The 25,696-nt window shown below is 61.9% G+C and carries 27 protein-coding genes; 14 read left to right on the forward strand and 13 right to left on the reverse strand.

Annotated features, from left to right (window positions below; translation table 11 throughout):
* Positions 1–12: 12 nt before the first annotated feature.
* Positions 13–1,263: a kynureninase gene (gene kynU / locus P9292_RS29310; protein ID WP_309962489.1), complete on the reverse strand. Its 1,251-nt coding sequence runs from the start codon at positions 1,261–1,263 to the stop codon at positions 13–15.
* Positions 1,264–1,297: 34 nt separating this feature from the next.
* Positions 1,298–1,930: an arylformamidase gene (gene kynB / locus P9292_RS29315; RefSeq protein WP_309844259.1), complete on the reverse strand. Its 633-nt coding sequence runs from the start codon at positions 1,928–1,930 to the stop codon at positions 1,298–1,300.
* Positions 1,931–2,060: 130 nt separating this feature from the next.
* On the opposite strand from kynB, the gene P9292_RS29320 reads away from it, so the two are divergent.
* Positions 2,061–2,567 (forward strand): Lrp/AsnC family transcriptional regulator, encoded by a 507-nt coding sequence (locus tag P9292_RS29320; protein WP_244826176.1) that lies wholly within the window; start codon positions 2,061–2,063, stop codon positions 2,565–2,567.
* 33 nt (positions 2,568–2,600) lie between these two features.
* On the opposite strand, the gene P9292_RS29325 is transcribed toward P9292_RS29320, so the two are convergent.
* The gene (locus P9292_RS29325; RefSeq protein WP_250465581.1) at positions 2,601–3,113 is read right to left on the reverse strand and encodes a flavin reductase family protein; all 513 of its coding nucleotides are present in this window, start codon (positions 3,111–3,113) and stop codon (positions 2,601–2,603) included.
* Positions 3,114–3,550: 437 nt separating this feature from the next.
* Here P9292_RS29325 and msrA point away from each other — a divergent pair, with 437 nt between their 5' ends.
* Positions 3,551–4,111 (forward strand): peptide-methionine (S)-S-oxide reductase MsrA, encoded by a 561-nt coding sequence (gene msrA, locus P9292_RS29330; RefSeq protein WP_244826174.1) that lies wholly within the window; start codon positions 3,551–3,553, stop codon positions 4,109–4,111.
* Between the two features lie 244 nt (positions 4,112–4,355).
* Here msrA and P9292_RS29335 read toward each other — a convergent pair whose 3' ends face one another.
* The 3 genes from P9292_RS29335 to pdxH all read right to left on the reverse strand — a co-directional run bounded on the left by P9292_RS29335 (position 4,356) and on the right by pdxH (position 7,520).
* Positions 4,356–5,369, reverse strand: a complete 1,014-nt coding sequence (locus P9292_RS29335; RefSeq protein ID WP_309964228.1) for a DUF72 domain-containing protein — start codon at positions 5,367–5,369, stop codon at positions 4,356–4,358.
* A gap of 155 nt (positions 5,370–5,524) precedes the next feature.
* Positions 5,525–6,739: a cyclopropane-fatty-acyl-phospholipid synthase family protein gene (locus P9292_RS29340; protein ID WP_244826172.1), complete on the reverse strand. Its 1,215-nt coding sequence runs from the start codon at positions 6,737–6,739 to the stop codon at positions 5,525–5,527.
* 139 nt (positions 6,740–6,878) lie between these two features.
* Positions 6,879–7,520, reverse strand: a complete 642-nt coding sequence (pdxH, locus tag P9292_RS29345; protein ID WP_250465577.1) for a pyridoxamine 5'-phosphate oxidase — start codon at positions 7,518–7,520, stop codon at positions 6,879–6,881.
* A gap of 267 nt (positions 7,521–7,787) precedes the next feature.
* Between pdxH and P9292_RS29350 the strand changes: the two genes are divergently transcribed.
* Positions 7,788–8,633, forward strand: coding sequence for a tRNA threonylcarbamoyladenosine dehydratase (locus P9292_RS29350; protein ID WP_309844257.1), 846 nt, complete (start codon positions 7,788–7,790; stop codon positions 8,631–8,633).
* Positions 8,634–8,907: 274 nt separating this feature from the next.
* On the opposite strand, the gene trxA is transcribed toward P9292_RS29350, so the two are convergent.
* The gene (gene trxA / locus P9292_RS29355; protein ID WP_244826170.1) at positions 8,908–9,756 is read right to left on the reverse strand and encodes a thioredoxin; all 849 of its coding nucleotides are present in this window, start codon (positions 9,754–9,756) and stop codon (positions 8,908–8,910) included.
* Between the two features lie 97 nt (positions 9,757–9,853).
* Positions 9,854–10,753, reverse strand: a complete 900-nt coding sequence (locus P9292_RS29360; RefSeq protein ID WP_309962491.1) for a pirin family protein — start codon at positions 10,751–10,753, stop codon at positions 9,854–9,856.
* A gap of 213 nt (positions 10,754–10,966) precedes the next feature.
* On the opposite strand from P9292_RS29360, the gene P9292_RS29365 reads away from it, so the two are divergent.
* Positions 10,967–11,233, forward strand: a complete 267-nt coding sequence (locus P9292_RS29365) for a hypothetical protein (RefSeq protein WP_244826168.1) — start codon at positions 10,967–10,969, stop codon at positions 11,231–11,233.
* A 172-nt stretch (positions 11,234–11,405) separates the two neighbouring features.
* Positions 11,406–12,287, forward strand: a complete 882-nt coding sequence (locus P9292_RS29370) for an EamA family transporter (protein WP_250492687.1) — start codon at positions 11,406–11,408, stop codon at positions 12,285–12,287.
* A 336-nt stretch (positions 12,288–12,623) separates the two neighbouring features.
* Here P9292_RS29370 and P9292_RS29375 read toward each other — a convergent pair whose 3' ends face one another.
* Both P9292_RS29375 and tsaE read right to left on the reverse strand, forming a co-directional pair.
* A complete protein-coding gene (locus P9292_RS29375) occupies positions 12,624–14,159 on the reverse strand; it encodes an N-acetylmuramoyl-L-alanine amidase (protein WP_309962493.1) in 1,536 nt (511 codons plus the stop codon).
* Positions 14,141–14,704, reverse strand: a complete 564-nt coding sequence (gene tsaE, locus P9292_RS29380; protein ID WP_244826165.1) for a tRNA (adenosine(37)-N6)-threonylcarbamoyltransferase complex ATPase subunit type 1 TsaE — start codon at positions 14,702–14,704, stop codon at positions 14,141–14,143. The genes P9292_RS29375 and tsaE overlap by 19 nt, the downstream gene beginning before the upstream one ends.
* A gap of 18 nt (positions 14,705–14,722) precedes the next feature.
* On the opposite strand from tsaE, the gene queG reads away from it, so the two are divergent.
* The 5 genes from queG to plsY all read left to right on the forward strand — a co-directional run bounded on the left by queG (position 14,723) and on the right by plsY (position 18,635).
* Positions 14,723–15,982 (forward strand): tRNA epoxyqueuosine(34) reductase QueG, encoded by a 1,260-nt coding sequence (gene queG, locus P9292_RS29385; RefSeq protein WP_309962495.1) that lies wholly within the window; start codon positions 14,723–14,725, stop codon positions 15,980–15,982.
* A complete protein-coding gene (locus P9292_RS29390) occupies positions 15,979–16,455 on the forward strand; it encodes a methylated-DNA--[protein]-cysteine S-methyltransferase (protein WP_250465565.1) in 477 nt (158 codons plus the stop codon). The genes queG and P9292_RS29390 overlap by 4 nt, the downstream gene beginning before the upstream one ends.
* Positions 16,452–17,378, forward strand: coding sequence for a site-specific tyrosine recombinase XerD (xerD, locus tag P9292_RS29395; RefSeq protein ID WP_244826162.1), 927 nt, complete (start codon positions 16,452–16,454; stop codon positions 17,376–17,378). The genes P9292_RS29390 and xerD overlap by 4 nt, the downstream gene beginning before the upstream one ends.
* An 81-nt stretch (positions 17,379–17,459) precedes the next feature.
* Positions 17,460–17,951: a Cys-tRNA(Pro) deacylase gene (gene ybaK, locus P9292_RS29400; protein ID WP_244826161.1), complete on the forward strand. Its 492-nt coding sequence runs from the start codon at positions 17,460–17,462 to the stop codon at positions 17,949–17,951.
* A 39-nt stretch (positions 17,952–17,990) separates the two neighbouring features.
* Positions 17,991–18,635, forward strand: coding sequence for a glycerol-3-phosphate 1-O-acyltransferase PlsY (plsY, locus tag P9292_RS29405; RefSeq protein WP_244826160.1), 645 nt, complete (start codon positions 17,991–17,993; stop codon positions 18,633–18,635).
* A gap of 140 nt (positions 18,636–18,775) precedes the next feature.
* On the opposite strand, the gene P9292_RS29410 is transcribed toward plsY, so the two are convergent.
* Positions 18,776–19,261 carry a YajQ family cyclic di-GMP-binding protein gene (locus tag P9292_RS29410; RefSeq protein WP_244826159.1) on the reverse strand — a complete coding sequence of 162 codons (486 nt, stop codon included), beginning with the start codon at positions 19,259–19,261 and terminating at the stop codon, positions 18,776–18,778.
* Between the two features lie 149 nt (positions 19,262–19,410).
* On the opposite strand from P9292_RS29410, the gene murB reads away from it, so the two are divergent.
* Positions 19,411–20,445, forward strand: a complete 1,035-nt coding sequence (murB, locus tag P9292_RS29415) for a UDP-N-acetylmuramate dehydrogenase (RefSeq protein WP_309962498.1) — start codon at positions 19,411–19,413, stop codon at positions 20,443–20,445.
* A gap of 158 nt (positions 20,446–20,603) precedes the next feature.
* On the opposite strand, the gene argF is transcribed toward murB, so the two are convergent.
* Complete coding sequence (gene argF / locus P9292_RS29420; protein ID WP_250465558.1) at positions 20,604–21,533, reverse strand: ornithine carbamoyltransferase; 930 nt, start codon at positions 21,531–21,533, stop codon at positions 20,604–20,606.
* 505 nt (positions 21,534–22,038) lie between these two features.
* Between argF and P9292_RS29425 the strand changes: the two genes are divergently transcribed.
* Entirely contained in the window at positions 22,039–22,374 is a 336-nt protein-coding gene (locus P9292_RS29425; RefSeq protein ID WP_244826156.1) for a DUF3579 domain-containing protein, read from the forward strand.
* A gap of 135 nt (positions 22,375–22,509) precedes the next feature.
* On the opposite strand, the gene rpsT is transcribed toward P9292_RS29425, so the two are convergent.
* Positions 22,510–22,788, reverse strand: a complete 279-nt coding sequence (gene rpsT, locus P9292_RS29430) for a 30S ribosomal protein S20 (protein ID WP_244826155.1) — start codon at positions 22,786–22,788, stop codon at positions 22,510–22,512.
* Between the two features lie 499 nt (positions 22,789–23,287).
* Between rpsT and murJ the strand changes: the two genes are divergently transcribed.
* Both murJ and P9292_RS29440 read left to right on the forward strand, forming a co-directional pair.
* Positions 23,288–24,838, forward strand: a complete 1,551-nt coding sequence (murJ, locus tag P9292_RS29435; protein WP_309844240.1) for a murein biosynthesis integral membrane protein MurJ — start codon at positions 23,288–23,290, stop codon at positions 24,836–24,838.
* The gene (locus P9292_RS29440; protein WP_244826153.1) at positions 24,838–25,683 is read left to right on the forward strand and encodes a SirB1 family protein; all 846 of its coding nucleotides are present in this window, start codon (positions 24,838–24,840) and stop codon (positions 25,681–25,683) included. The genes murJ and P9292_RS29440 overlap by 1 nt, the downstream gene beginning before the upstream one ends.
* Positions 25,684–25,696 lie beyond the last annotated feature (13 nt).

Consider the following 25,696-nt stretch of genomic DNA (forward strand, 5'->3'; position numbering starts at 1 on the left):
GGCCGTCACCTCTCAAGTCACCGAAGCGCGTTCGCCAAACTCCGGCGCACGCCAGCTTTCGGCCGCGAGCACATCGCGCAAGGTTTCAACCGCGTCCCAGACATCGACGAAACGCGTGTAAAGCGGCGTGAAGCCGAAGCGCAAAATACGCGGCTCGCGATAATCGCCGATCACGCCACGCGCGATCAGCGCCTGCATCACCTCATAGCCGTTCGGATGCTCGAAGCTCACTTGCGAGCCGCGTCGCGCATGTTCGCGCGGCGTCGCGAGCGTCAGCGGAAACTCGCCGCAACGCGCTTCCACCAGCTCGATGAACAGATCGCCAAGCGCAAGCGACTTGCGCCGCAAGGTCTGCATATCCGTTTGCAGGAATACATCGAGCCCGCACTCGACGAGCGACATCGAGACGATAGGCTGCGTGCCGCACAGATATCGACCGATACCATCGTCCGGGCGATACACCGGGTCCATCGCGAACGGTTTCTTGTGCCCCCACCAGCCCGAGAGCGGCTGCGAGAATGTGTTCTGATGGCGCTTGGGCACCCACACGAACGCAGGCGAACCCGGTCCGCCGTTCAGGTACTTATACGTGCAGCCGACGGCATAGTCCGCGCCGACGCCGTTCAGATCGACCGGCACCGCGCCTGCCGAATGCGCCAGGTCCCAGACCGCGATTGCGCCCGCGCGTTGAATCGTCTCGGTGAGCGCGGCCATGTCGTGCATGTAGCCGGTGCGGTAGTTCACGTGCGTGATCATCGCGATGGCGGTGTGTTCGTCGATGGCGGCAGGCAGTTCGGACGCGTCATCGACGAGACGCAGTTCATAGCCGCGATCGAGCTGCTCGATCAAACCCTGCGCGATATACAGGTCGCTCGGAAAGTTCGAACGTTCGGAGACGATCACGCGACGTTTCGGATCGCGCTCGTTCGCGAGCTTGAGCGCCGCGGAGAGGATCTTGAAGAGATTGGCCGAGATCGTGTCGTTCACGACGACTTCATCCTCGCCCGCGCCGATGAGCGGAGCCAGCTTGTTGCCGAGCCGTCGCGGCAGCGCGTACCAGCCGGCGGTGTTCCAACTGCGGATCAGCCCTTCGCCCCATTCTTCGGCGATCACGCCGGCCGCGCGCGCGGCAGCCGCTTTGGGCGGCACGCCGAGCGAGTTGCCATCCAGATAGATCACGTCGTTCGCAAGCACGAATTGATCGCGCAGGGCATTCAGCGGGTCGTCGCGGTCGAGTGCGGCGGCGTCGTCACGGTTTTTCATCGAAAAGTCCAATTGTTCAGGGAAGATCGGGCGATCAGGAAAGCGGGCGCAGGACGGCGCGCACCGGGCTCGCATCGAGCGTCGAAAATTTGAGCGGCAGCGCGATGAGTTCGTAGTCGCCGGGCGCGACGGCATCGAGCACGAGGCCTTCGAGAATCGCCATGCCGTGCGCGCGAATCCGGCGATGCGCGTCCATCGTCTTCGATTCCTGCGGATCGAGCGATGGCGTGTCGATACCGATGAGCTTCACGCCACGCGCCGCCAATAGATCGATGGTCGCGGGCGCGACGGCACAAAATGCGCTGTCCCAAGTGTCGAGCGGCGCACTCGCGTAGGTACGCAGGAGGATGCGCGGCGGGGCGTTGTCATCGTCGAGAAAATCGGCGATATGTTCTGGCAAAACGAGCGGCGCCGCGCCAATGCAATGCACGACCCGGCAAGCGCCGAGATACGTGTCGAGCGGCACCTCGCCAATAGCCGCGCCGTGTTCGTCGTAATGCAGCGGGGCATCGGCATGAGCGCCGGTGTGCGGCGAAAGCGTGAGACGCGCCACGTTCACGGGCGAGCCCGCTTCCATGCGCCAGACGCGTTCGATACCAACGGGCGTATCGCCCGGCCAGACCGGCGTGTCGGTGGAAATCGGCGGAGAAATATCGAGAAGCGTCATGTCGGCTAACAGAAAGCGCTGGGATGCGTCAAATCATAGCCGTGCTATCTCGAAATGTGATTGCAAAAAAACTACCCAAAAACGTTGTGGCTAGAACATAATTCGATGAAACGGGCTAGGGGACTAAAAAATGACCGGATTCACGCTCGATGCAACAGATTGCCGAATTCTGGCGGTACTGCAGGAAGATGGACGGATCAGTAACCTGGACCTTGCGGAGCGCATCGCGCTCTCGCCTTCGGCGTGTTTGCGCCGCATGCGCCTGCTCGAAGAAGAGGGCGTGATTGCGAGCTATCGCGCGTGTCTGGACCGTGAGCGGCTGGGCATCGAGCTCGAAGCCTTCGTGCACGTCTCCATGCGCAACGACCAGGAAAACTGGCACGAGAAATTCGCGGCGGCCGTGCGCGAATGGCCGGAAGTGGTGGGCGCGTTCGTCGTCACGGGCGACACGCATTACGTGTTGCGCGTGCTCGCGCACAACCTCAAGCACTACTCGGATTTCATTCTGAGCAAGCTGTATAAGGCGCCGGGCGTTATCGACATTCGCTCGAATATCGTCTTGCAAACCATGAAGGACGATGCAGGCGTGCCCGTCGCGCTGATCGAACAACCGGCGCGGCCAAGCAGCCCGCCTTGAGTCTCAGGCGTTGATACTCAAGCGTCGAGGCGCTTATTCGATCGATCCCAACGTGTGGAATCCGCCGGCGTGAAACACCAGCGGAGGCGCGCTGTCGTCTTTCGCGCGCACGCCACAGCGCTCCACTTCGCCGACAAAGATCACGTGGTCGCCTTCGTCGTAGCGGCTGCGATTGTGGCATTCGAACCAGGCAATCGCGCCGTCGAGCACTGGCATGCCGGTGTCGCCCGCCGCGTGCGAGACGCCCGCGAAGCGGTCGCCCTTGACCGTGGCGAAGCGCCGGCAAAGCTCCAGTTGCGATGCCGCGAGCACGTTCACCACGTAGTGACTATTGGCGCGAAACACCGGCATCGAAGCCGACTTGGTGGCGAGACTCCACAGCACGAGCGGCGGGTCGAGCGATACCGAGTTAAACGAACTGGCCGTGATGCCGATCAACTGCCCGGATTCGGTGCGCGTGGTGATGACGGTCACACCCGTCGCAAACTGGCCGAGCGCGGCGCGGAATTCTTTCGGATCGAAGTTCGGGGTTTTGGCGCTTGTCATCGGGCAAAGTCGTCTTGTTTTTTCGCCGACCTGACGAGTTTCGCTTGGAGCGAGAGGACTTGTCATCGGTTAGAAGTGTCTTGTTTTATGCCGATCCGGACGCGCGTTTCCTCGGGGCGAAAGGGCTTGTCATCAGGTGGTGGAATCTCGTCTTGCCGAACCGGATACGTGTTGCATTCGAATCGGAAGGGCCTGTTCTCGTGTTGTCTAAAAGCTGGAGATTGGCTCGATTCTAGCGGAATCAGCCGTCCGGAACCGCCATAAGCCAGCGTCGGCAGTGTGGCCAACGCCGCTTTGTAAAAGCCGGTAAGCTCGGAGCAAGCCCTTTGCGCGCATCGAAACATCGAAGAAACCGTGGGGAATGTTGAAGAAGCGGCGAGGCGCATCCATATGGGTGATCCGCGGCATGGCCGCATGCACTTGACGAGGAGTTGCGCATGACCCAGCAGAATGAGCAGGCGAGAACCGAAACCGCGACGCTCGGCGGCGGTTGCTTCTGGTGCACGGAAGCGGTGTTTCTGGCGGTCGAAGGCGTGGTGTCGGTCGAATCCGGCTATGCGGGCGGCAAGGTGGTCGATCCGTCGTACGAACAGGTCTGCGATGGCGAAACTGGCCACGCGGAAGTGGTGAAGGTCGTGTTCGATCCGGCGATCATCAGCTACCGCGAAGTGCTTGAGATTTTCTTCGCGACGCACGATCCGACGCAGCTCAATCGCCAGGGTAATGACGTGGGCACACAGTATCGCTCGGCGGTGTTCACGCATTCGGACGAGCAACGCAAGGTCGCGCTCGAAGTGATCGATGAACTGCAGCGCGAGGATGTCTTCGGCGGCAAGATCGTCACGCAGGTCACCGCGCTCGACAACGACTACTATCCGGCCGAAGCGTATCACCAGAACTACTTCGAGCAGCATCCGAACCAGGGGTATTGCGCGGCGGTTGTCGGCCCGAAGGTCGCGAAGTTCCGCAAGAAGTTTGCGCATCGGTTGAAGAAGTGAAGGGCGGGGCGGTGTGGAGGCCGCGCTCGAGGGCGGTCTGCATACCGTGTCGGAGCCTAGAAGTCGCCGCGTTCAGTCCATGCCATAAGGCAAGGCATCTTAGCGTGCAAGTCACGCTTGAAGAAAAGACGTGACGGCATGCGAGCGGTGCCTGAAGTGCGGCTTGATAGCGATGGACAAAGCGTTCAGCCAGTACGCCGGGGAGCCCGGTCGAGTTCAGCCGTCGCACGTTATAACCCAACCGCTAGCCGCGTTGTACGCGCTCGCATTCCCGCGCAATCCCACGCGCAAGCTCGAAGCACGTAAGCGGCGCGGAACCCTCCGCCTTGTTGTTCGCCGCGATGACCACCGGCTGGCCCGCGATCGCATATCGCGCGGCCAGTTCGGCCAGCGCCTCGCGCGTGTCGCGGTCTTCATCGACTATTTGGTCGAACGGCTCGTACTTCGCCTTTGCCTGTTCGTAGCGAAAGCCGCTGTGCAAACTCCAGCGCACGACGAGCGGCCCTAGCGTTTCTTCGTCCAGCAACTCGAGCGCCTTCGCCTGGCGACGCACGTCCGGCATGCGCGCGTGCACGCCGATGCAATAGCGCACGTTCGCGTCCCGCAGCGCGCGTATGAAGCGCGGTGTCAGCATGACGGCGTCGCGCAATTCGACGGCGTAACGCGTCTCGCCTTCGAGCGGCGGAAGCGCGCCGAGAAACGCCGCCAACCGGTCGATGAAGCGCGATGGCTCGACGATCATCGCATCCGGCAGCGGCGAGAACTGGAACACGAGCGCGCCGGCTTTCGTCCCAAGCCCGCCGATGCACGGCGTCACGAATTCGTCGATGGCAATCCGCGCGTTCAGAAACGCGGGGTTCTCCGCATCGGGCGCGCCGCGCTGGCCGCGGATGAAGGCGTCGGTGACGGCGGCAGGCGCCTTCACGATGAAGCGAAAGTGCTCCGGCACCTGGCTCGCATACCGCGCGTAGTCGGCGAGCGAAAGCGGTGCGTAGAACGAGCGGTCGATGGACACGCAGCGCAACAACGGATGCGCGCTGTAGGCGGTGAGGCCGTCGCGCGAGAGCTTCGTGTTCGAATACGCGTCGCCGTAGACAATTCCGCGCCAGCCCGGAAACGACCACGTCGATGTGCCGAGATGAATGGCTTCGGGCAGTTGTTTCGCGAGCGCGTCGAGATCGGCGTTCAATGGCGCGGGCAGGACGCCGCGTGCCTTCGGCTGGCTCGCGGGCTTGCGCGGCGCGGGTTCGTCGAACAGGCCGGGTTCTGTTGCTTGCCCGTTTTCCGCCGACGCCGGCAGGCACTCTGGCTCACCGGCTGGCGCAATCTCACTCGGCGCCGTGTCGTCGAGCAGGGAGCCCTGCGCGTCGCCGTCACGCGCAGCGTCCTCTTCCGAAAACTTCGATCCCTGCTTCAGAGCGCTTTCTCGTAGATATATTTCCGCGACCACGGCAAGGTCGTCGCGCTGCGGCCCGCCTTGCGGCACACCACTTGATAGATCGACACGTCGTCGTTCTCGAACGCGTACGCGCAACCCGCGAGATACACGCGCCAGATGCGGAATTTTTCGTCATCGACGAGCTTCTTGGCTTGCTCGGCATTTGCCTCGAAGCTCTCTGCCCAGATGTCGAGCGTGCGTGCGTAATGCCGGCGCAAGCTTTCGATGTCGATCGCTTCCAGCCCGCCGCGCTGCATGCTTTCGAGCGCGAGACCGATATGCGGCAACTCGCCATCCGGAAACACGTAGCGGTCGATAAACTCGCCGCCGCCGAGCGCGGTCTCGCCGCTGTCGGCGTCGGATGACGTGATGCCGTGATTCATCGCGACGCCGTCATCGACCAGCAGATCGCGAATCTTCGCAAAGTAGCCCGGCAGATTCTTGCGTCCGACGTGCTCGAACATGCCCACGCTCGTGATGCGGTCGAATTGCCCCGGCACGTCGCGATAATCTTGCAGACGAATTTCGATCTGATCTTCGAGGCCGGCATCTTTCACGCGCTGCGTCGCGAGCTTGAACTGGTTTTCCGAGAGCGTCACGCCCACGCACTTCGCGCCGAACTTCTGCGCGGCGCGGATCACGAGCGCGCCCCAGCCGCAGCCAATGTCGAGCAAACGATGGCCCGGCTGCACTTGAATCTTGGTCAGGATGTGATCGATCTTCTTGATCTGCGCGGTGGCCAAATCTTCGTCGCCGTTTTCGAAGTACGCGCACGAGTACACCATGTTCTTGTCGAGCCAGAGCTGATAGAACTCGTTCGACACATCGTAGTGGTACTGAATGGCCTTCTTGTCCGACGCCTTCGAATGATTGAAGTAGCGCCGCACACGAGCCAGCTTGCCCGCGCTCGTGACGGTGTTCTTCGCGAGCGAATAACCGACGTTGATGATGTCCGAGAGCTTGCCCTCGATATCGATCTTGCCTTTCACGTACGCTTCACCGAGATTGTCGAGACTCGGTTCCAGCAGATAAGGCAGCGCCGTCGCGCTCTTTACATGCAACGTGACTTGCGGCGCGGCGAACTGCCCGAAGTCGTGCTGCTGTCCATCCCAAAGCACGAGGCGCGCAGGCAGGTTGGCCCTGGCCCGCACTTCCTCGACCCATTGCGTCAGCTTCTTCTCCCAGAACATGCTTGCTTCTCCGCGCTAAAGAAAATCAAGGGGAAGGCCCGCCGTGCCGGTTCTGGATGCCCGTGCATCGACGCGCCTTCATGTTCGTTGCCGTGGTGCTGCGTTTTATGACGACGTACTGCCTGCTACCGGACCCGTCTTAGGGTGCGAGCCTCTTGATATCCCACGGGCCGTCCGCGCGCTCGCGCTCATAGACGATGCGGTCATGCAGCCGCGACGGACGTCCCTGCCAGAATTCGATGGTGTCCGGCACGAGCCGGTAGCCGCCCCAATGTGGCGGGCGCGGCGGTGCGTCGCCGAATTTTTCGATCATTTCGCGCTCGCGCGCTTCGAGCGCCTCGCGGCTTTCGAGCGGCTGACTCTGTTCCGACGCCCACGCGCCAATGCGCGATCCGAGCGGCCGGGACTGAAAATAGGCATCGCTTTCCTCGGCGCTCGTCTTGACGATCACGCCTTCGACACGCACCTGACGTTCGAGCTCGATCCAGTGGAACAGCAGACTTGCCGCGGGATTGGCGGCGATTTCGCGGCCTTTGCGGCTATCGTAATTGGTAAAAAAAACGAAGCCACGTTCGTCGAACCCCTTGATCAGCACGATGCGCGCGGAGGGCCGGCCGTTCTCGTCGACGGTGGCCAGGGTCATGGCGTTGGGTTCGGGCAGTTTCGCGTCGAGCGCCTGGGCGAACCAGGTGTCGAACTGGCGCACCGGGTCCGGCGCGACGTCGGCGGCGTCGAGTGAGCCGCGAGAATAATTTTTGCGAAGGTCTGCGAGGGTGGTCATTTTTATGCAAACGCTACAGTCGGCGTCAGTATAGCCAAGGTGGTTCTTTCTTGCCCTTGCCGTGGTGAATCCGGTCCGGCTATCACCCCTTGGGTTTCGATAAGGCAGAATACGCAATTCGCGCGCTTTCTGCATGAATGGTCTACCAACTTTGTCAATTAGACAGGCGCTTGTAAGCTATGCCTGACGGGCCGCAGCGGCGTTTGGCTTGTTTTTGCCCATGCTCCGCGAAGCCCTCCCGCGCTTTTTCGGTTTCTGCTTCCACCTATGACTGCCACCATCGCTCCCAACGAGTCACCTTCCGCCGACGAGATCGCCGACCGCGACCGACGCTTCGGCGGCATCGCGCGTCTGTATGGCGCGCCTGCGCTCGCGGCGTTCGAAGGCGCGCATGTCGCGGTGATCGGCATAGGCGGCGTGGGATCGTGGGTGGCTGAAGCGCTGGCGCGCAGCGCAATCGGCAAGCTCACGTTGATCGATCTCGACAACGTCGCCGAAAGCAACACCAACCGGCAGATTCACGCGCTCGACGGCAACTACGGCAAGGCCAAGGTCACGGCGATGGCCGAGCGCATCCGTTTGATCGATCCCGCCTGCGACGTGCGGCAGATCGAGGACTTCGTGGAGCCGGGTAATTTCGATGCGATGCTCGGCGGCGGTTTCGACTTCATCGTCGATGCCATCGACAGCGTGCGCACGAAAACCGCGCTCATTGCGTGGTGTGTTGCAAACAAGCAGCCGCTGATCACGGTGGGCGGCGCGGGCGGGCAGCTCGATCCGACGCGTATTCGCATCGACGACCTGGCGCTGACCATTCAGGACCCGCTGCTTTCGAAAGTGCGCGGCCAGTTGCGCAAATTGCATGGCTTTCCGCGCGGACCGAAGGCGCGTTTCAAGGTCAGCGCGGTATATTCGGACGAGCCGCTCATTTACCCGGAAGCGGCCGCTTGCGATATCAGCGAGGGCGCGGAGCATCTGGAAACCGGCGCGGGATACGCGGGCCCGGTCGGGCTGAATTGCGCGGGTTTCGGGTCCAGCGTGTGTGTAACGGCGAGCTTTGGGTTCGCGGCGGCGGCGTTCGTGCTTCGGGCGTTGGCGAAGAAGGCGGCTTAGGGCGGCAGGTTCTTACGAGGACGTAACAACGGCGTGCCATATAGTCACAGAAGCATGAATGGTGGTGGCTTGCGTCGATGGCAGGTCGGTTTTCGCACGAATATGACGAGCGGGCGTCGCGGCAAATCCGCCAGTTGCTTGCATGCACGCGAGTCGACGTGGCCGCACGGCGAACATGCGCTGTTTGACGTCACGCGGCCAACCGCAGCCAACAAAAAAACGGCCAGCTTCCACGAGCTGGCCGTTTCTGCATCCACGAGCCGATCATGCATGCTCAATTCATCGCGGCACTCAGCCTGCGCCGCCAGTACGCCACGACATCCGGCTGATTCGCCGCGAGTTCGAACACCGATAGCATCGTCTTGCGGCCGACGTCGTCCATGAACGCGCGATCGCGCACGACGATTTCGAGCAGATGTTCCAGCGCACCACCGTAATCGCGGCCGGCGATCAAACGGTTCGCAAGCGCAAAGCGCGCTTCGAGATCGTCCGGTTTCGCGTTCACCGCCGCGATGAGATCGTCGGCGGGCGGCAGTCCGGCGGCTGCATCGGCGGCGTCGAGTTCGGTCTTGAGCGCGTTGTAGCGCGCGTCGATGCCCTGCGTCGTCTTAGGCGAAAGCAGCTTGTCTTCTTCCTTCGCTTCGTCGATCCGCCGTTCCGCGATCAGCCATTCGATCAAATCGAGGCGCGCATCTTCATAACTCGGATCGAGCGCGATCGTGGCCTTGATGCGATCGATCGCGTCCTTGCGGTTACCGCTCGCCCACGCGTCGTGCGCGGCGCGGCGCTCGGCCTCGGCGCCAGCAGGCACGAGCCGGTCGAGAAACTCGCGCAATTGGCCCTCCGGCAACACGCCGATGAACTGGTCCACTGGCCGGCCTTCCGCGAACGCGATCACGTGCGGAATGCTGCGCACCTGGAAGTGCTGCGCGAGTTCCTGATTCTCGTCGACATTCACCTTGACGAGCTTCCAGTTACCGGCGGCTTCGGCTTCGAGCCGTTCCAACATCGGACCGAGCGTCTTGCACGGGCCGCACCACGGAGCCCAGAAATCGACGAGAACGGGCGCGAGCATCGACGCGTTAATGACGTCGTTTTCAAACGTAGCGAGGGTCGTTTCCATGCGTTCTCTCCTAATGCCTGCAATGTGTCTTGAAATTAGATGGGGACGCTTGCATAACTCTCAACGGCCACGGCGTTGATTCACGCCGATGCACGTCTCATGCCTCGGGCGCGCGATTCTCGCGGCGCGCGGGCGGCAGCGGAATGAACTCCGTCTCGCCGGGAACGTGCCCCATGCGCTGCTCGCTCCATGCCTGTTTCGCGGCCTCGATCTTGTCGCGCGAACTGGCGACGAAATTCCATTCGATGATGCGTGCGCCGTCGAGCGGCGCGCCACCGAGAATCATCACGCGCGCGCCGTTCGTGCTCTCGAAACGCACCGGCGCGCCCGGTTCGAGCACGGCCATTTGCTGTTCGGGCAGCGCTTGGCCGTCGATGGACAGATCGCCTTCGACGAGATACACGCCGCGTTCCTCGTGTTCGGTATCGACCGTGAGCGAGCTGCCGCGAGCGAAATCGGCGGCGACGTAAAGCGTTGGCGAGAACGTGCGCGTGGGCGCTTGGGCGCCGAACGCGGTGCCCGCGATTACGCGCAAAGTCACGCCGTCGCGCTCGATTTGCGGCAAGGCGGACGCCGCATGATGCTCGAACGAAGGCTCGACTTCCTCGCTTGCCACCGGCAGCGCGACCCAGGTCTGGATGCCGTGCATCGTCTGGCCTCGCTCGCGTTCCTCGTCGGGTGTACGTTCCGAATGGACGATGCCGCGCCCGGCGGTCATCCAGTTGACGTCGCCGGGCACGATCTTCTGCACGGAGCCGACGCTGTCGCGATGAATGATCGCGCCTTCGAAGAGATAGGTAACCGTTGCGAGCCCGATATGCGGATGCGGCCGTACATCCAGTCCCTGTCCGGGCACGAGGGTTGCGGGACCGATGTGGTCGAAGAAGATGAAGGGTCCGACAGTGCGTGCCGCCAGTGCGGGGAGCACGCGCCTCACCGTGAGGCCGCCGACATCGTGTTGATGTGGTTTGAGCAGGACGCGGATCGACGTGGACATTGGCGGTTCCGGTAGCTGACGCGCCGGTTGCGCGCCTGGAACCGCCGATTCTACCGGCCGCTGCGGCGATGCGCTCTCATCGGGGATGTGGAAAACGCTTCATCGACTTCGTGCGGAATTACGCGTGCTTCACGTGTTTTTTACGAAGGGACCGCGCTTTTTGCAGCATGCGTGCAGAATTTGCGCAAACGTCAATTGATAGGAGAGGAAACCATGAGCAAGAATAAACTGTTGATCGCCATTACCGCAGGTCTTTTGAGCGCCACGGCTGCAACCGGCGCAATGGCCCAGACCTCGTCGGGCAACTCGTCGGCGGCCATGGGCCAGACCGACACTGGCGCGTCGACCGATGGCACGTCGTCGTCGGGCACGACCAAGCACAAGATGCGCAAGCACAGTGCGCATCCGTCGGCAGGCAAGAAGACGCCTGACGTCGAAACCGGCAACAATGCGGCAGCGGAATCCGGCCAAAGCAAGTAAGCGGTCCGGATTGCTGTGAAGCGCCCGCGCTTCCCTTGGGAGGCGCGGGCGTTTTTTTGTCTGCATGCGCCAAGACGGCAAGGCGTTGTGAGCGCAGTTTTTCACAAGCCACCGCAGAGTGCGCCCCGCTAAACTCGTGTGACTTTCAATCGAAGTGCACGAAGGAGCGGCGATGTCGCCAAGGGACTTGTTGATTGCGTCGGTGGTGATTCTCGCGTGGGGCGTGAATTTCGTCGTCATCAAACTGGGTTTGCACGGCGTGCCGCCGTTCTTGCTGGGCGCCTTGCGATTCGCGCTGGCCGCGGTGCCGGTCTTCTTCGTCAAGCGCCCGCGAATTCCGCTGCGCTGGCTTTTCGCTTATGGCCTTTCCATTTCGTTCGGTCAGTTTGCGTTGTTGTTCTATGGCATGTCGGTCGGCATGCCGGCGGGACTTGCTTCGCTCGTCTTGCAGGCGCAGGCGTTCTTCACCTTGATCTTCGCCGCCTTCATGCTTGGCGAGCGCATACGCGCGATGAACATAGCTGGACTCTTGATCGCGGCGGCCGGGCTAGCGCTGATCGGCATGCAGGGCGGCCACGCGATGACCCTCACAGGGTTCTTGTTCACGCTTGGCGCGGCGTCGATGTGGGCGCTTGGCAATGTCGTCACGAAGCGCATGGGCAAGGTCGACTTGCTGTCGCTCGTAGTGTGGGCGAGCCTGATACCGCCGCTGCCGTTTCTTGCGTTGTCGTTGATTTTCGAGGGCCCGGCGCGCATTGAAGCGAGCCTTGCGGCGATCCCGTCGATATCGATTTTCGCGATCGTTTATCTCTCGTTCATCGCGACCATCATTGGCTACAGCTTGTGGGGCAAATTGCTTGCGCGCTATCCGGCGGCGCAGGTCGCACCGTTCTCGTTATTAGTGCCGGTGATAGGTATTGCATCGGCGGCGGTGTTTCTGGGCGAGGCGCTGACACCGGCGGAAGTAGCGGGTGCGGCGCTGGTAATGGCGGGATTGGCGGTCAATGTATTCGGCGCACGCTTGAAACAGAGACTATTCCCCGTCCCGCGATAAAAAAAACCGCAAAAAAACGGACCCTTAAAGGGAAGACGCTAAAGAAAAAAGCAATACAACGGCCGACTTCCTTGAAAGTGCCAGCGAAAAAAATCGAACAGCGACTCCGAAAAAAGCTTTGATCTTGTGAGTTTTACCGAGAGCGTGAGTGGAGGGGGAGTGCACAAGGGGTTTGTGGTAAATAGCGGGGAACCAGTTGTGCTTCAGATGCCGGTTCCAAAGCTGCTTTCTTTGGTTCCTTTCTTTGCAGCAGCAAAGAAAGGGACCCCCCCGCCGGGGAGGCGGCTACTGAACGAGACTGCCCGAGAACCGCAAAAGAACCGCAAACCAACGTCTTCAAGTCATGCGACTCTTAGCCAAAGGCGGATTAGCAGCAAAATACCGCCTGATGCCTTTCATAATGGCGCTAGCCATCTTGTCCCGATAGGCATCATCGTTGAGGCGAGTCTCCTCATCCGGGTTACTGATAAACGCGGTTTCGACGAGAATCGAGGGAATATCCGGTGCCTTGAGCACGGCAAACCCTGCTTGTTCGACCGACCCCTTGTGCAGTTTGTTAATGCCCCCGATTTCATTCAGCACGAAACTCCCATACCGCATGGAATCGCGAATCTGCGCCGTAGTGGACATGTCGAAAAGCGCGCGATTCACGCTAGCGTCTTGCGATTTCACGTTGATGCCACCGACCTGATCCGACGAATTCTCCTTGGCGGCCATCCACCGCGCCGCCGCGCTCGACGCACCATGTTCCGACAACGCGAAAACGGAAGAACCACGCGCCGAAGACTCGGTAAACGCGTCCGCATGAATCGACACGAATAGATCGGCGCCGACACGCTGCGCCTTCTGCACACGCACATTGAGTGGCACGAAGAAATCGGCATCACGCGTCATCATGGCGCGCATGTTGGGTTGCGCGTCGATCTTCGCGCGCAGCTTCTTCGCGATATCGAGCGCAATGTGCTTCTCATACGTCCCCGCGCCGCCGATAGCGCCGGGATCTTCGCCACCGTGACCCGGATCGATGGCCACAGTCAGAAGGCGCGTCGTCCCCGAGCGATCCTGCTTGGGCTGCGAGAACGTGTATTGGTCGCTGTCGTCGTCATCCTTCTTCGCGATCACGGGCGGCACGACGCGCGACGGCTTCGGCACGGATGGCGCAGGCATAGGCACGGGCTTCGGCGCCACCGACGCAGTGTTGTCCGGGGCATCGCCCTGAGCGTACTTCTGGAAAAACTCGTCGGTCGAATCCTGCGAGAGCGATTTCTGCGGCGTGGCCTGCCCCGAAAGCGTGGCGGGCGGCGGCGCGGAAGGATTCGGATTGGCGCGGTCGAAGGCCTCCTGCTTGTGCTCGGACTGCGCGAGCAGTTCCATCAGCGGATCGGGCGCGACGGCCGGGTAAAGATCGAACACGAGCCGATACTTGTAGCTGCCAATTGGCCCTAGCGTGAAGACCTGCGGCTTCACCGAACCCTTGAGGTCGAACACCATGCGCACGACATGCGGCTGGTACTGACCGACGCGCACCGATTGAATCTGCGGATCGTTCGGCGTGATCTTCGAGACGAGATCGCGCAGCGACTGATCCAGATCGATGCCGTTCAGATCCACGACGAGTCTGTCCGGGCCTTGCAGCGTCTGATTGCTGTTCGTGAGCGGCTGGTCGGATTCGATGGTCACGCGCGTGTAATCGCGCGCGGGCCAAACGCGCACGCCGAGCACGGAACTCGCGTGCGCGAGCTTCGGTGCGACGAGCGCAAGCGCAAGCGTCGATGCGCCCGCGCGCAGCACCTGACGCCGCCGCCAGTTGTGCGGCGCGCTCGCACCCGATTCGATCGAATGAAACGGCTTGATCAGCATCTTTCGAGACATGTCTTTCCTGTTTCGCTAAACGCCCGCGCATTCAGCACGCGGCCTTCTTCGACTTCACGGCTCTCGTCGGGCAAGGCAAGTTCGAACACGAGGTCCGGCACGCCGAGCAGTCCGCCTGCTTGCTGCGGCCATTCGATGAGGCACACCGCGCCGCGATCGAAATACTCGCGAAAGCCGGCATCGGCCCATTCGGCGGGATCGGCGAATCGGTAGAGATCGAAGTGATAGACATCGAGCGGCCCGCCTGGCGTGTCGAGCGAATAGGGCTCGACGAGCGTGTAAGTCGGACTCTTCACGCGGCCCGCATGACCGAGCGCGCGCAAGGTCGCGCGCACGAGCGTGGTCTTGCCCGCGCCCAAGTCACCGATCAACTGGACCTGCAAGCCCGAAAAACGTTCGGCCGAAGTTTGCTTGCGCGTCTCGTCGATGGCGCGTGCAAAGCGTTCCCCGAAGGCGAGCGTTGCCGCTTCGTCGCGCAGATCGAAGCGGCGTTCGAGGAGCGCGGAAGGAAAATCAGGCGTCGTTCGTACAGGGCTTTCGGGCATTGCTCGTAAAATGTCGTGATGAACCGATTGCCGGAACATTCCGTTGAAATCACGACCGCGTCCAGCGACGCCGCCGATGAGTCGCGCGCCTTGCATCACGTCGAACTAGGCGATGAGGCCGCGCTGGCGGAACTCGCGCTACGCATCAAGACGTGGGGGCGCGAGTTGGGATTCGGTGCGGTTGGTATCGGCGATACCGACCTGACGGATGCCGAGGAAGGCCTTGCCAGTTGGCTTGAAGCAGGCTATCACGGCGAGATGGATTATATGGCCAAACATGGGATGAAACGCGCAAGGCCCACCGAGCTTGTGGCCGGCACGCGACGGGTCATCACGGCGCGCATGGCTTATCTGCCTGGCGCGACGCTCGAGCACAAGGGCGCTGAAAGTGTCGCGACAGCCGATGGTCAGAAGAACGACTGGCGCGCCGTCGAATGGTCGCGCTTGAGCGATCCATCGCAGGCGATGGTCTCGATCTACGCGCGTGGCCGCGATTATCACAAGGTCATGCGCAACCGGCTGCAGCAACTGGCCGAGCGCATCGAAGCTGCCATCGGGCCGTTCGGGCATCGCGCGTTCACGGACTCCGCGCCGGTTCTCGAAGTCGCGCTGGCGCAAAAAGCAAGCGTCGGCTGGCGTGGCAAGCATACGTTGCTGCTCGATCGCGATGCCGGTTCACTCTTTTTCATCGGCGAGATTTACGTCGATATTGCATTGCCCGTCGACCCGCATCCCGAGACGGACGGCGCGCATTGCGGGCAGTGCACGCGCTGTATCGGCGCATGTCCGACTGGCGCGATCGTGGCGCCGTATCGCGTGGATGCGCGGCGCTGCATCTCGTATCTGACGATAGAACTTCAAGGCAGTATTCCCGAGGAGATGCGGCCTTTGATCGGCAACCGCGTGTACGGGTGCGACGATTGTCAGCTCGTGTGTCCTTGGAACAAGTTCGCGCAGGCCACGCCGGTCGTGGACTTCGATGTGCGGCATGGGCTCGATCGTTCCACGCTCGTCGAGTTGTTTGCGTGGAGCGCCGAGGACTTCGACACGCGCATGCAGGGCAGCGCGATCCGGCGTATCGGACACGAGCGATGGCTACGCAATATCGCGGTGGCGATGGGCAATGCACTGCGCGCGTCGCTCGAAAGCGTGGAGCGCGAGCGTATCGTGCAAGCGTTGCAGGCGCGCATGGACGATCCTTCCGCGCTGGTTCGCGAGCATGTGCAATGGGCGCTCGCGCAGCGCGCGGCGCCAGACGAAATAGCGAGGCCGGCATGAAGCATTTCGATGCAGTGATCGACGCGCCCTTCGGCAAAGTCGGCATTCGCGCCGACGAGCGCGCCGTGCGCGAGATCGTCTATCTTTCGGCCGAGGTCGAAAGCATCGAGTCGGACAAGCCGCTCGTGCAACAAGCCATCGCACAGATTCGCCAATATTTCGAGCAACCCGCCATGCGTTTCGATCTGCCGCTCGGCACCGGCGGCACGGCGTTTCAAGAGCGCGTGTGGAAGGGCATTTCTGGCATCGCGGCGGGACAAGTGTGGACCTACGGCCAGCTCGCGCGCGAAGTCGGCAGCGTGCCGCGCGCGGTCGGGCAAGCGTGCGGCTCCAATCCGCTGCCGATCGTGATACCGTGCCACCGGGTGGTTTCATCGAGCGGGATAGGCGGCTTCGCGCATACGCCCGGTGATGGCTTTTTTCGTGACGTGAAGCGCTGGTTGCTGGCGCATGAGGGTGTATCGATCGCATGAGCGCAATCGCCGAGGAACTGCCGACGCCGGAACTGATCGCGAGTTCGGACTCGATCGATCTCTTTTGCGACGCGCTCTGGCTCGAACACGGGCTCGCCAAGAATTCGCTCGAAGCGTATCGCCGCGACCTGAAGCTCTTCGCCGAATGGCTCGCGAAGACGCGCGGCGGGTCCATCGACACGGCGAGTGAAAGCGACCTGAACGGCTACATGGCTGCGCGCCGTGGCGACAAGGCGACCTCCGCGAACCGGCGTCTGTCCGTGTTCCGCCGATATTACGGCTGGGCGTTGCGCGAGCATCGCGCGACGGTCGATCCAACCTTGAAGCTGCGCTCGGCGAAGCAGCCGCCGCGCTTTCCATCGACGCTCAACGAAGCGCAAGTCGAAGCGCTGCTCGGCGCGCCGGACATCGAAACGCCACTCGGTCTGCGCGACCGCACCATGCTCGAACTGATGTATGCGAGCGGCCTGCGCGTCACCGAACTCGTCACCTTGAAGACGGTGGCCGTCGGCCTGAACGAAGGCGTGGTGCGCGTGATGGGCAAGGGCTCGAAGGAACGCCTCGTGCCCTTCGGCGAACAAGCGCATGAGTGGCTGATGCGTTATCTGCGTGAATCGCGTCCCGCGTTGCTAGGCGCGCGCGCCGCGGATGCGCTCTTCGTCACCTCGCGCGGCGAGGGCATGACGCGGCAGCAGTTCTGGAACATCATCAAGCGTCATGCGCTGAACGGCGGCGTGCAGGCGCCGCTTTCGCCGCACACGCTGCGTCACGCGTTCGCGACGCATCTGCTCAATCACGGCGCGGATTTGCGCGTCGTGCAGCTTCTGCTCGGTCACTCCGATATCTCGACCACGCAGATTTATACGCATGTCGCGCGCGAGCGCTTGCAAAAGCTGCATCGGGAGCATCATCCGCGCGGTTGACTTGTTCGCCAGAACGATCGTGCCGCTGCATTGGCCGTTCAGCCGATGGTGAGCATGAAGCCGCGCCGCTACAATGCCTCCATGTCGAAAACCAAACATGTCTCCGAAACCCCGGCGACGCAGTTTCTGCGCCGTAACAAGGTCGAGTTCGGCGAGCATCCCTACGATTATGTCGAGCACGGCGGCACGGAGGAGTCCGCGCGGCAACTCGGCGTGGACGAGCATCGCGTCGTCAAGACACTCGTGATGGAAGACGAGAACGCGAAGCCGCTCATCGTGCTCATGCATGGCGACCGCACGGTGTCGACCAAGAACCTCGCGCGGCAGACGGGCGCGAAGCGCATCGAGCCATGCAAGCCCGAAGTGGCGAACCGGCATTCGGGCTATCTCGTGGGCGGCACGTCGCCGTTCGGCACGAAGAAGGCAATGCCCGTGTTTGTCGAATCGAGCATTCTCGAACTGGACATCATCTATCTGAACGGCGGCCGGCGCGGCTATCTCGTCAGTCTCGATCCGGCGGTGCTCACCGGCTTGCTCAACGCGAAGCCCGTGCAGTGCGCGAGCGTCGATTAGAATGCTGACCGCATTCGCCACGTCAAAGAAAGAGCCAACATGATTCCTCTGATCGTCGCCGTCGTGTCCTATCTGATCGGCTCGATTTCATTCGCCGTCGTCGTCAGCAAGTCGATGGGACTCGCCGATCCCCGTTCGTACGGCTCGGGCAATCCCGGCGCGACCAACGTGCTGCGCACCGGCAACAAGAAAGCGGCCATCCTCACGCTGATCGGCGATGCGTTCAAAGGCTGGCTGCCCGTGTGGGTCGTCGTGCACTTCGGCGCGGGCTGGGGGCTCGATCCGGCCGGGCTCGCGAGCGCGATCGCGCTGTCGGCCATCGCGGTTTTTCTCGGGCATTTGTACCCGATCTTCTTCAAGTTTCAGGGCGGCAAGGGCGTCGCGACGGCGGCGGGCGTGCTGCTCGCCATTCATCCGGCGCTCGGGGCGGCTACCTTGCTGACCTGGCTGATCATCGCGTTCTTCTTTCGCTATTCGTCGCTCGCGGCGCTCGTCGCGGCGGTCTTCGCACCGTTTTTTCAGGTGTTCCTGTTCGGGCCGAGCCGCATCTCGCTCGCCGTGCTGGCAATGAGCGCGCTGCTCATCTGGCGGCATCGGGCCAATATTTCGAAGTTGCTGGCGGGGCAGGAGAGCCGTATCGGCGACAAGAAAAAAGCGGCGCAGGCGGCGAGCGAGGCGGACTGAGCGCGGACCGGCGCAACGCTCGGCCTACCAAACAAAACGCCGTTCCACAGGCATGCGGAACGGCGTTTTTGCGTGCGCTGCATGGCGCTGCGGGAAAGTCCTGCAGTGCGCCGTTGGCCCGCTTGCTAAAGGTGAAAACCTCAGTCGCGGAAGTTGTTGAAGTCGAGCGGCGTGTCCGTGACTTCCTTTTTGAGCAGCGCGATGGTGCTTTGCAGGTCGTCGCGCTTCGTGCCTTGTATGCGCACCGCGTCGCCCTGAATGCTCGCCTGCACCTTGATCTTGCTGTCCTTCACGATTTTCACGACCTTTTTCGCCAGATCGCCCGACACGCCTTTCTTGATGGTCACGACCTGCTTGAGTTTGTCGCCGCCGATCTTTTCCTGCTTGCCGTAGTCGAGAAAACGCACGTCGACGCCGCGCTTGGCCAGCTTGCCGACCAGCACGTCCTTGACCTGGCCGAGCTTGAAATCGTCGTCGGCGTAGAGCGTGAGGTCGCGCTCCTTCTGTTCGACGCGTGAATCCGAACCCTTGAAGTCGAAACGCGTCGAGATTTCCTTGTTCGATTGTTCGATCGCGTTCTTCACTTCGATCATGTTTGCTTCGCTGACAACGTCAAACGATGGCATCTTGTTTTCCCCTTCAATGAGGCGAGCGCGCAGCGGGCGCGGCTCGCGCAATCGCTATAATCACAGACCTGACGTCATTCTACCGACGCGCCTGCGGTTCCCCAAGGTTGCGCCGATTCTCCCGGTTCGCCACGCGGTTTTTCCCTGTCATGTCCCACGCTTCCTTCACGCCGCCACCGCTGCTCGACGACTATTCGCTGCGAGCGCACAACACGTTCGGCTTCGACGTGCGAGCGCGTCACGCCATGCACGTCGATAGCGTCGATGCCGCGATCTCGCTCGCCGCCGATGCGCGCATCGCCAACATGCAGCAGTTCGTGCTCGGCGGCGGCAGCAATGTCGTGCTGACGCGTGAATTCGATGGCGTCGCGCTGATCGTCGGCATTCGTGGCAAGCGCGTGATCCACGAAGATGACGACGCCTGGCTCGTCGAAGCGGGCGCGGGCGAGAGCTGGCACGAGTTCGTCGCGTGGACGCTTGCGCAAGGCATGCCGGGCCTTGAAAACCTCGCGCTCATTCCCGGAACGGTCGGCGCGGCGCCTATCCAGAACATCGGCGCGTATGGCCTGGAAATGGGCGAGCGCTTCGAACGGCTGCACGCGGTGGAACTCGCGACTGGCGCGCACGCCCGTTTCGACCGGGCTGAATGCGCGTTCGGCTATCGCGACAGTTTCTTCAAGCGGGCAGGGCGCGGGCGTTTTCTGATCACGTCGGTGGTGTTCCGGCTGCCGAAGGCGTGGCAGCCGCGCGCAGACTACGCGGATGTCGCGCGGGCGCTGGAAGGCGCATCCAGCCACGATGCACGAGCCATCTTCGATGCCGTCGTCGCCGTGCGCCGCGCCAAATTGCCGGACTGGACCGTGCTCGGCAACGCGGGCAGCTTTTTCAAGAATCCGGTGGTGAGCGCGGAAGCGTTCGATGCATTGCACGTGCGCGAACCCGGCGTCGTGTCGTATCGTCAGCCGGACGGAGCGGTGAAGCTGGCCGCGGGTTGGCTGATCGACCAGTGCGGGTGGAAGGGGCGTGGCGTCGGTGGCGCGGCGGTGCATGACCGGCAGGCGCTCGTGCTCGTGAATCGTGGCGATGCGACCGGCGCGCAAGTGCTCGAACTCGCCGAAGCGATCAAGCGCGACGTGCTCGCGCGCTTCGACGTCGAACTGGAGATGGAGCCGGTTTGCTTGTGAAACCGATGAGCGCGGGTTCGTGCGTCGAGGGCCGACGTTGGCGGCATGCGGTCGCGTTGACCGCGATGAGGTCAGCCACGCGCGCGTGACCAGACCCTGACAAACGCCGCAAAGAAGGGCGGCACTTCGATTCGAACCCCGCCCTTCCGGACAGCAACTCAGTGATTGAGCTTGCCCAGCAGCAAAAACTCCATCAACGCTTTCTGCACATGCAGACGGTTTTCCGCTTCGTCCCACACGACGCTTTGCGGGCCGTCGATCACTTCGGCGCTCACTTCCTCACCGCGATGCGCCGGCAAGCAGTGCATGAAGAGCGCATCCGGGTTGGCGCGCGACATCATCTCGCTATCGACGCACCAGTCCGCGAAGGCCGCCTTGCGCGCTTCGTTTTCCGCCTCGAAGCCCATGCTGGTCCAGACATCGGTGGTGACGAGATCGGCGCCCGCGCACGCTTCGTTAGGGTCTTCGAATGCTTCGTAGAACGGCTTGCTGTCTTCAGAAACCAGTGCGTGATCGAGCGTGTAGCCGGGCGGCGTCGAGAGGCGCAATTTGAAGCCCAGAATCTGCGCGGCTTCTATCCACGTGTAGAGCATGTTGTTCGCGTCGCCGACCCACGCGACCGTCTTGCCGTGAATCGGCCCGCGTTGTTCGTAGTACGTGAAAATGTCCGCGAGCACCTGACACGGGTGATACTCGTTGGTCAGCCCGTTGATGACCGGCACGCGCGAATTTTCCGCAAAGCGCTCGATGATCTCCTGCCCGAACGTGCGGATCATGATGATGTCCACCATGCGCGAGATGACCTGCGCCGCGTCCTCGACCGGTTCGCCGCGCCCGAGCTGCGTGTCGCGCGTATTGAGGAACACCGCGTGGCCGCCTAGCTGGAAGATGCCCGCCTCGAAGGAAAGGCGAGTGCGCGTCGAATTCTTCTCGAAGATCATCGCGAGCGTGCGGTCGTGCAGCGGATGATAAGTCTCGTAGTTCTTGAATTTGCGCTTCAGAATGCGCGCGCGTTCGAGCACGTACTCGTAGTCGTCGAGTGAAAAATCCTTGAACTGAAGATAGTGGCGAATTTTTTTGGCGGTCATGAAACGCAAGCGGCGGCTTCGACCCGGTGCCCGCCGATGCGCGAAGCGGCATCGAAAAGACCGGACGGCGCCGCCGTCGGGAGTGGTATCGCGTTCGAGCATAAAGGATTTTGCGATGTTTGACGAGGCTACCGAGGAGCTGATCGCTTTCTCCAGAAGGCTTCTGGACGGCCTTGCAGGGCGCTTGCAAGCATTGGTGCGCTGCGGAAGAAGGGTCGCTGCTGTATAATTGCGCTCGCTCGTTTCAACCGCTCTGCAACATTCAGCACCGTTTCACGCGTATGTGTACGAAGGCTCGCAAGAGCCGCTCGTGTTACCCCTTGCGTGTCTGGATTCAACAGTGCAGTCGAGTCCGTCTTCAGGGTGCGGGCGTGGCCAAGTCGGAAATTTTCTGTGACTGCCGCGTTCAGAGCCGCTAGTGCCTGCCAATGCAGGGCTCGTGGTTTCCGCGTCCGGTCGGCGCGTTCGCCGGTGTGCATCACCGGCTGTCAAAAGGTAATGCTACATGGCTGAATCATCCCCTACCGAGTACTTCATACAAGGCATCACCAAGAGCGGGCGCACGTTTCGGCCAAGCGACTGGTCCGAGCGCCTGTGCGGAGTGATGTCGGCTTTTGGGCCGGGGAAGAAAGGGCCGAACGCGCGCCTGCAATATTCCATCTATGTGCGGCCGACCATCATCGGGGACATCAAGGTCGTCATTCTCGACTCGCGCCTGCGCGACATCGAGCCAATGGCTTTCGACTTCGTGCTGAACTTCGCGAAGGACAACGATCTGGTCGTGACCGAGGCGTGCGAACTGCCGCCGCATCACGGCACGCAGACGCAGCAGAAGCGTTAATCAGCGCTTGTGGACCGACGAAAAAAAGCCCGCGTTTGCGGGCTTTTTCTTTACTGCGCAGCGGAAACAGGAAGCTGCCTCCAGTCAACTGCGGCAATGCATTGCATGCGCGCGTTTTCCGGAAGCAAGCCGGAATTACTGGGCAGCGGGGGCCTGCAAGCCCTTGATGGCTGCGGCCAGGCGGCTCTTATGACGAGCAGCCTTGTTCTTGTGGACGATCTTCTTGTCCGCGATGATGTCGATCGTCTTGACCGACGACTTGAACAATTCGGCTGCCTTGGCTTGGTCGCCGGCGTCGATCGCCTTGCGAACTGCCTTGATGGCCGTGCGGAACTTCGAGCGCAGCGCCGAGTTGTGCGAGTTGGCTTTGGCACCCTGACGGGCGCGCTTGCGAGCTTGTGCGGTATTTGCCATGACGGTTCCTTATCCTGTTTCTGCTGTTACTTGTCTGGAGCGCGTTACCCTTGTCTCGATGACTCCGGCGTCTTGCCAGGAGCGCCCGAAATGAGCACGAGAGGGCGATTCTTAACGCACTGCCTATGATCGGAATTCCCGGGAACGATTGCCCGAGAGCCTTGAAACTTGGCCTGACAGCGTGAATCTTGCTGTCGACTCTATGCCATTTCCACGTGTCTCCCTTGTCTCCCTTGCCTGTTAGGCAAGAAATGACATGAAGCGCCGAACTGTGCGAACTGTAAGTGTGTCACGACTGCGTGGATTGTAGCAGTGCGCGAAAGCCGAGCTTCGAAACCCGCGATTATAGCAAGCAAATACGAGATGTGACAAGAAAAGCCTCGCTCTGACGCCATTGCGCCGCAAATTCGATGCAATGCGTCAAAGTGACGTGCGCGAACGCCGATGCCGCCGCCGCGATCCGAAGCGCATCGCGCACGCCCCGTATAATAAGCGCCCCATGAATCTATTCCGAGCCCTCCTGACGGTCAGCGGCTTCACGCTTTTGTCGCGCGTGACCGGCCTGATCCGCGAAACGCTGATCGCCCGTGCCTTCGGCGCCAGTCTCTACACCGACGCGTTCTATGTCGCGTTCCGCATACCGAACCTGCTGCGGCGTCTGTCCGCGGAAGGCGCGTTCGCGCAGGCGTTCGTTCCTATCCTCGCCGAGTTCAAGAACAGTCAAGGTCACGATCCGACCAAGGCGCTCGTCGATGCCATGTCCACCGTGCTCACCTGGGGCCTCGTCGTGCTGTCGCTCGTCGGCATGGCCGGCGCGAGCTGGGTCGTCTTCGCGGTCGCGTCCGGCCTGAAGCACGATGGCCAGGCGTACGTCCTTGCCGTTGAGATGACGCGGATCATGTTCCCGTACATCATCTTTATCTCGCTGACGACGCTCGCCTCGGGCGTGCTCAATACGTACAAGCAGTTTTCGTTGCCCGCGTTCGCGCCGGTGCTCCTGAACGTGTCGTTCATTTTCGCGGCGGTGTTCGTCGCGCCGCATTTGAAAGTGCCGGTGTACGCGCTGGCCTACGCGGTGATCGCGGGTGGCGCGTTGCAGTTCCTCGTGCAGTTTCCGGGGCTGCGGAAGATCGACATGGCGCCCCGCATCGGACTCAACTTCTTGCAGGCGCTGCGGCATCCGGGCGTGAAGCGCGTGCTGCTGAAGATGGTGCCCGCCACGTTCGCGGTGTCGGTCGGACAACTGAGCCTCATCATCAACACGAATATCGCGTCGAATATCGGGCAGGGCGCGGTGTCATGGATCAACTACGCCGACCGGCTGATGGAGTTTCCCACCGCGCTCCTCGGCGCGGCGCTCGGCACGATCCTGCTGCCGAGTCTCTCGAAAGCCCACGTCGATGCCAACAACGACGAGTATTCCGCGCTGCTCGACTGGGGTTTGCGCATCACCTTTCTGCTCGCGGCGCCGAGCGCGGTCGCATTGTTCTTCTTCGCCGAACCGCTCACCGCGACGCTCTTTCACTACGGCAAGTTCGACAGCCATTCCGTCGTGATGGTCGGCCGCGCGTTGTCGGCGTATGGCATTGGGCTGATCGGGCTGATCCTCATCAAGATTCTGGCGCCGGGCTTCTACGCGAAGCAGGACATCAAGACGCCGGTGAAGATCGCCATTGGCGTGCTCATCATGACGCAGGTGAGCAACTACATCTTCGTGCCGATCTTCTCGCACGCGGGTCTTACGCTCTCTATCGGCCTCGGCGCGCTCGCGAACGCACTGCTGTTGTTCATCGGCTTGCGGCGCCGGCAGATCTATAAGCCGTCGCCCGGCTGGCTGCTATTCTTCGTGCAGATGATCGGGGCATGCCTCGTGCTGGCTGGAACCATGCACTGGGTCGCTGGCAACTTCGACTGGATCGCCATGCGCGCAACGCCGTTCACCCGGATCGCGTTGCTGGGTGCGAGCCTTGTCGTGTTCGCCGCGTTATATTTCGGTATTCTGGCGGCGATGGGCTTCAAATACGCCTATTTCAAGAGACGAACGCTTTGATGACGACAACGCGTATCCTCGATTACTTCACTTCGCTCGTGGCGGACGACGAGAGTCTTCCGCTCACGGAAGCGGCTTTGTCGCTTGCGCAGGACGCGTATCCCGATCTCGACATGCAAGCGGTGCTCGCGGAGATCGACGAACTCGTCGTGCGGGCGCGCCGCCGCATGCCCGACGACGCGGACATGAAGCAAAAGGTCGAGGCGCTCAATCGTTATTTCTTCCGCGAGCTGGGTTTCTCGAGCAACCTCAACGATTACTACGATCCGGACAACAGCCATCTGAACGTGGTGTTGCGCCGGCGTCGCGGCATTCCGATTTCGCTTGCGGTGATCTATCTGGAAATGGCCGATCAGCTCGGTCTGCCCGTGCGCGGCGTGTCGTTTCCCGGGCATTTCCTGCTGCGTGTCTCGACGCCCGATCACGATCTCATGCTCGATCCGACCACCGGCCAGACGCTTTCCGAAGCGCAGATGGTCGAAATGCTGGAGCCGTACGTGCAGCGCGTGGGCGAATCCATTGGCAGCGCGTTGCGCGTGTTGTTGCAGCCTGCGACGCGCCGCGAGATCGTCGCGCGCATGCTGCGCAATCTGAAAAGCATCTACTTGCAGACGGAGCGCTGGCAGCGCTTGCTCGCCGTGCAGCAGCGGCTCGTCATCGTGTTGCCGGGAAGTATCGAGGAAGTGCGCGACCGTGGTTTTGCCTACGCGCGGCTCGATTATCTGCGTCCGGCGCTCGAAGATCTGCAGCGTTATCTGGAAGATCGTCCCGATGCGGAAGATGCAACCGTCGTCGAAACCGAGCTGCATGAACTGAGGCAGCGCACGCAGCACGACGGCGACTAAGAACGGCGGAGCG

This window comes from Caballeronia sp. LZ001 (assembly GCF_031450875.1).
In the GTDB taxonomy this organism is placed as follows: domain Bacteria; phylum Pseudomonadota; class Gammaproteobacteria; order Burkholderiales; family Burkholderiaceae; genus Caballeronia.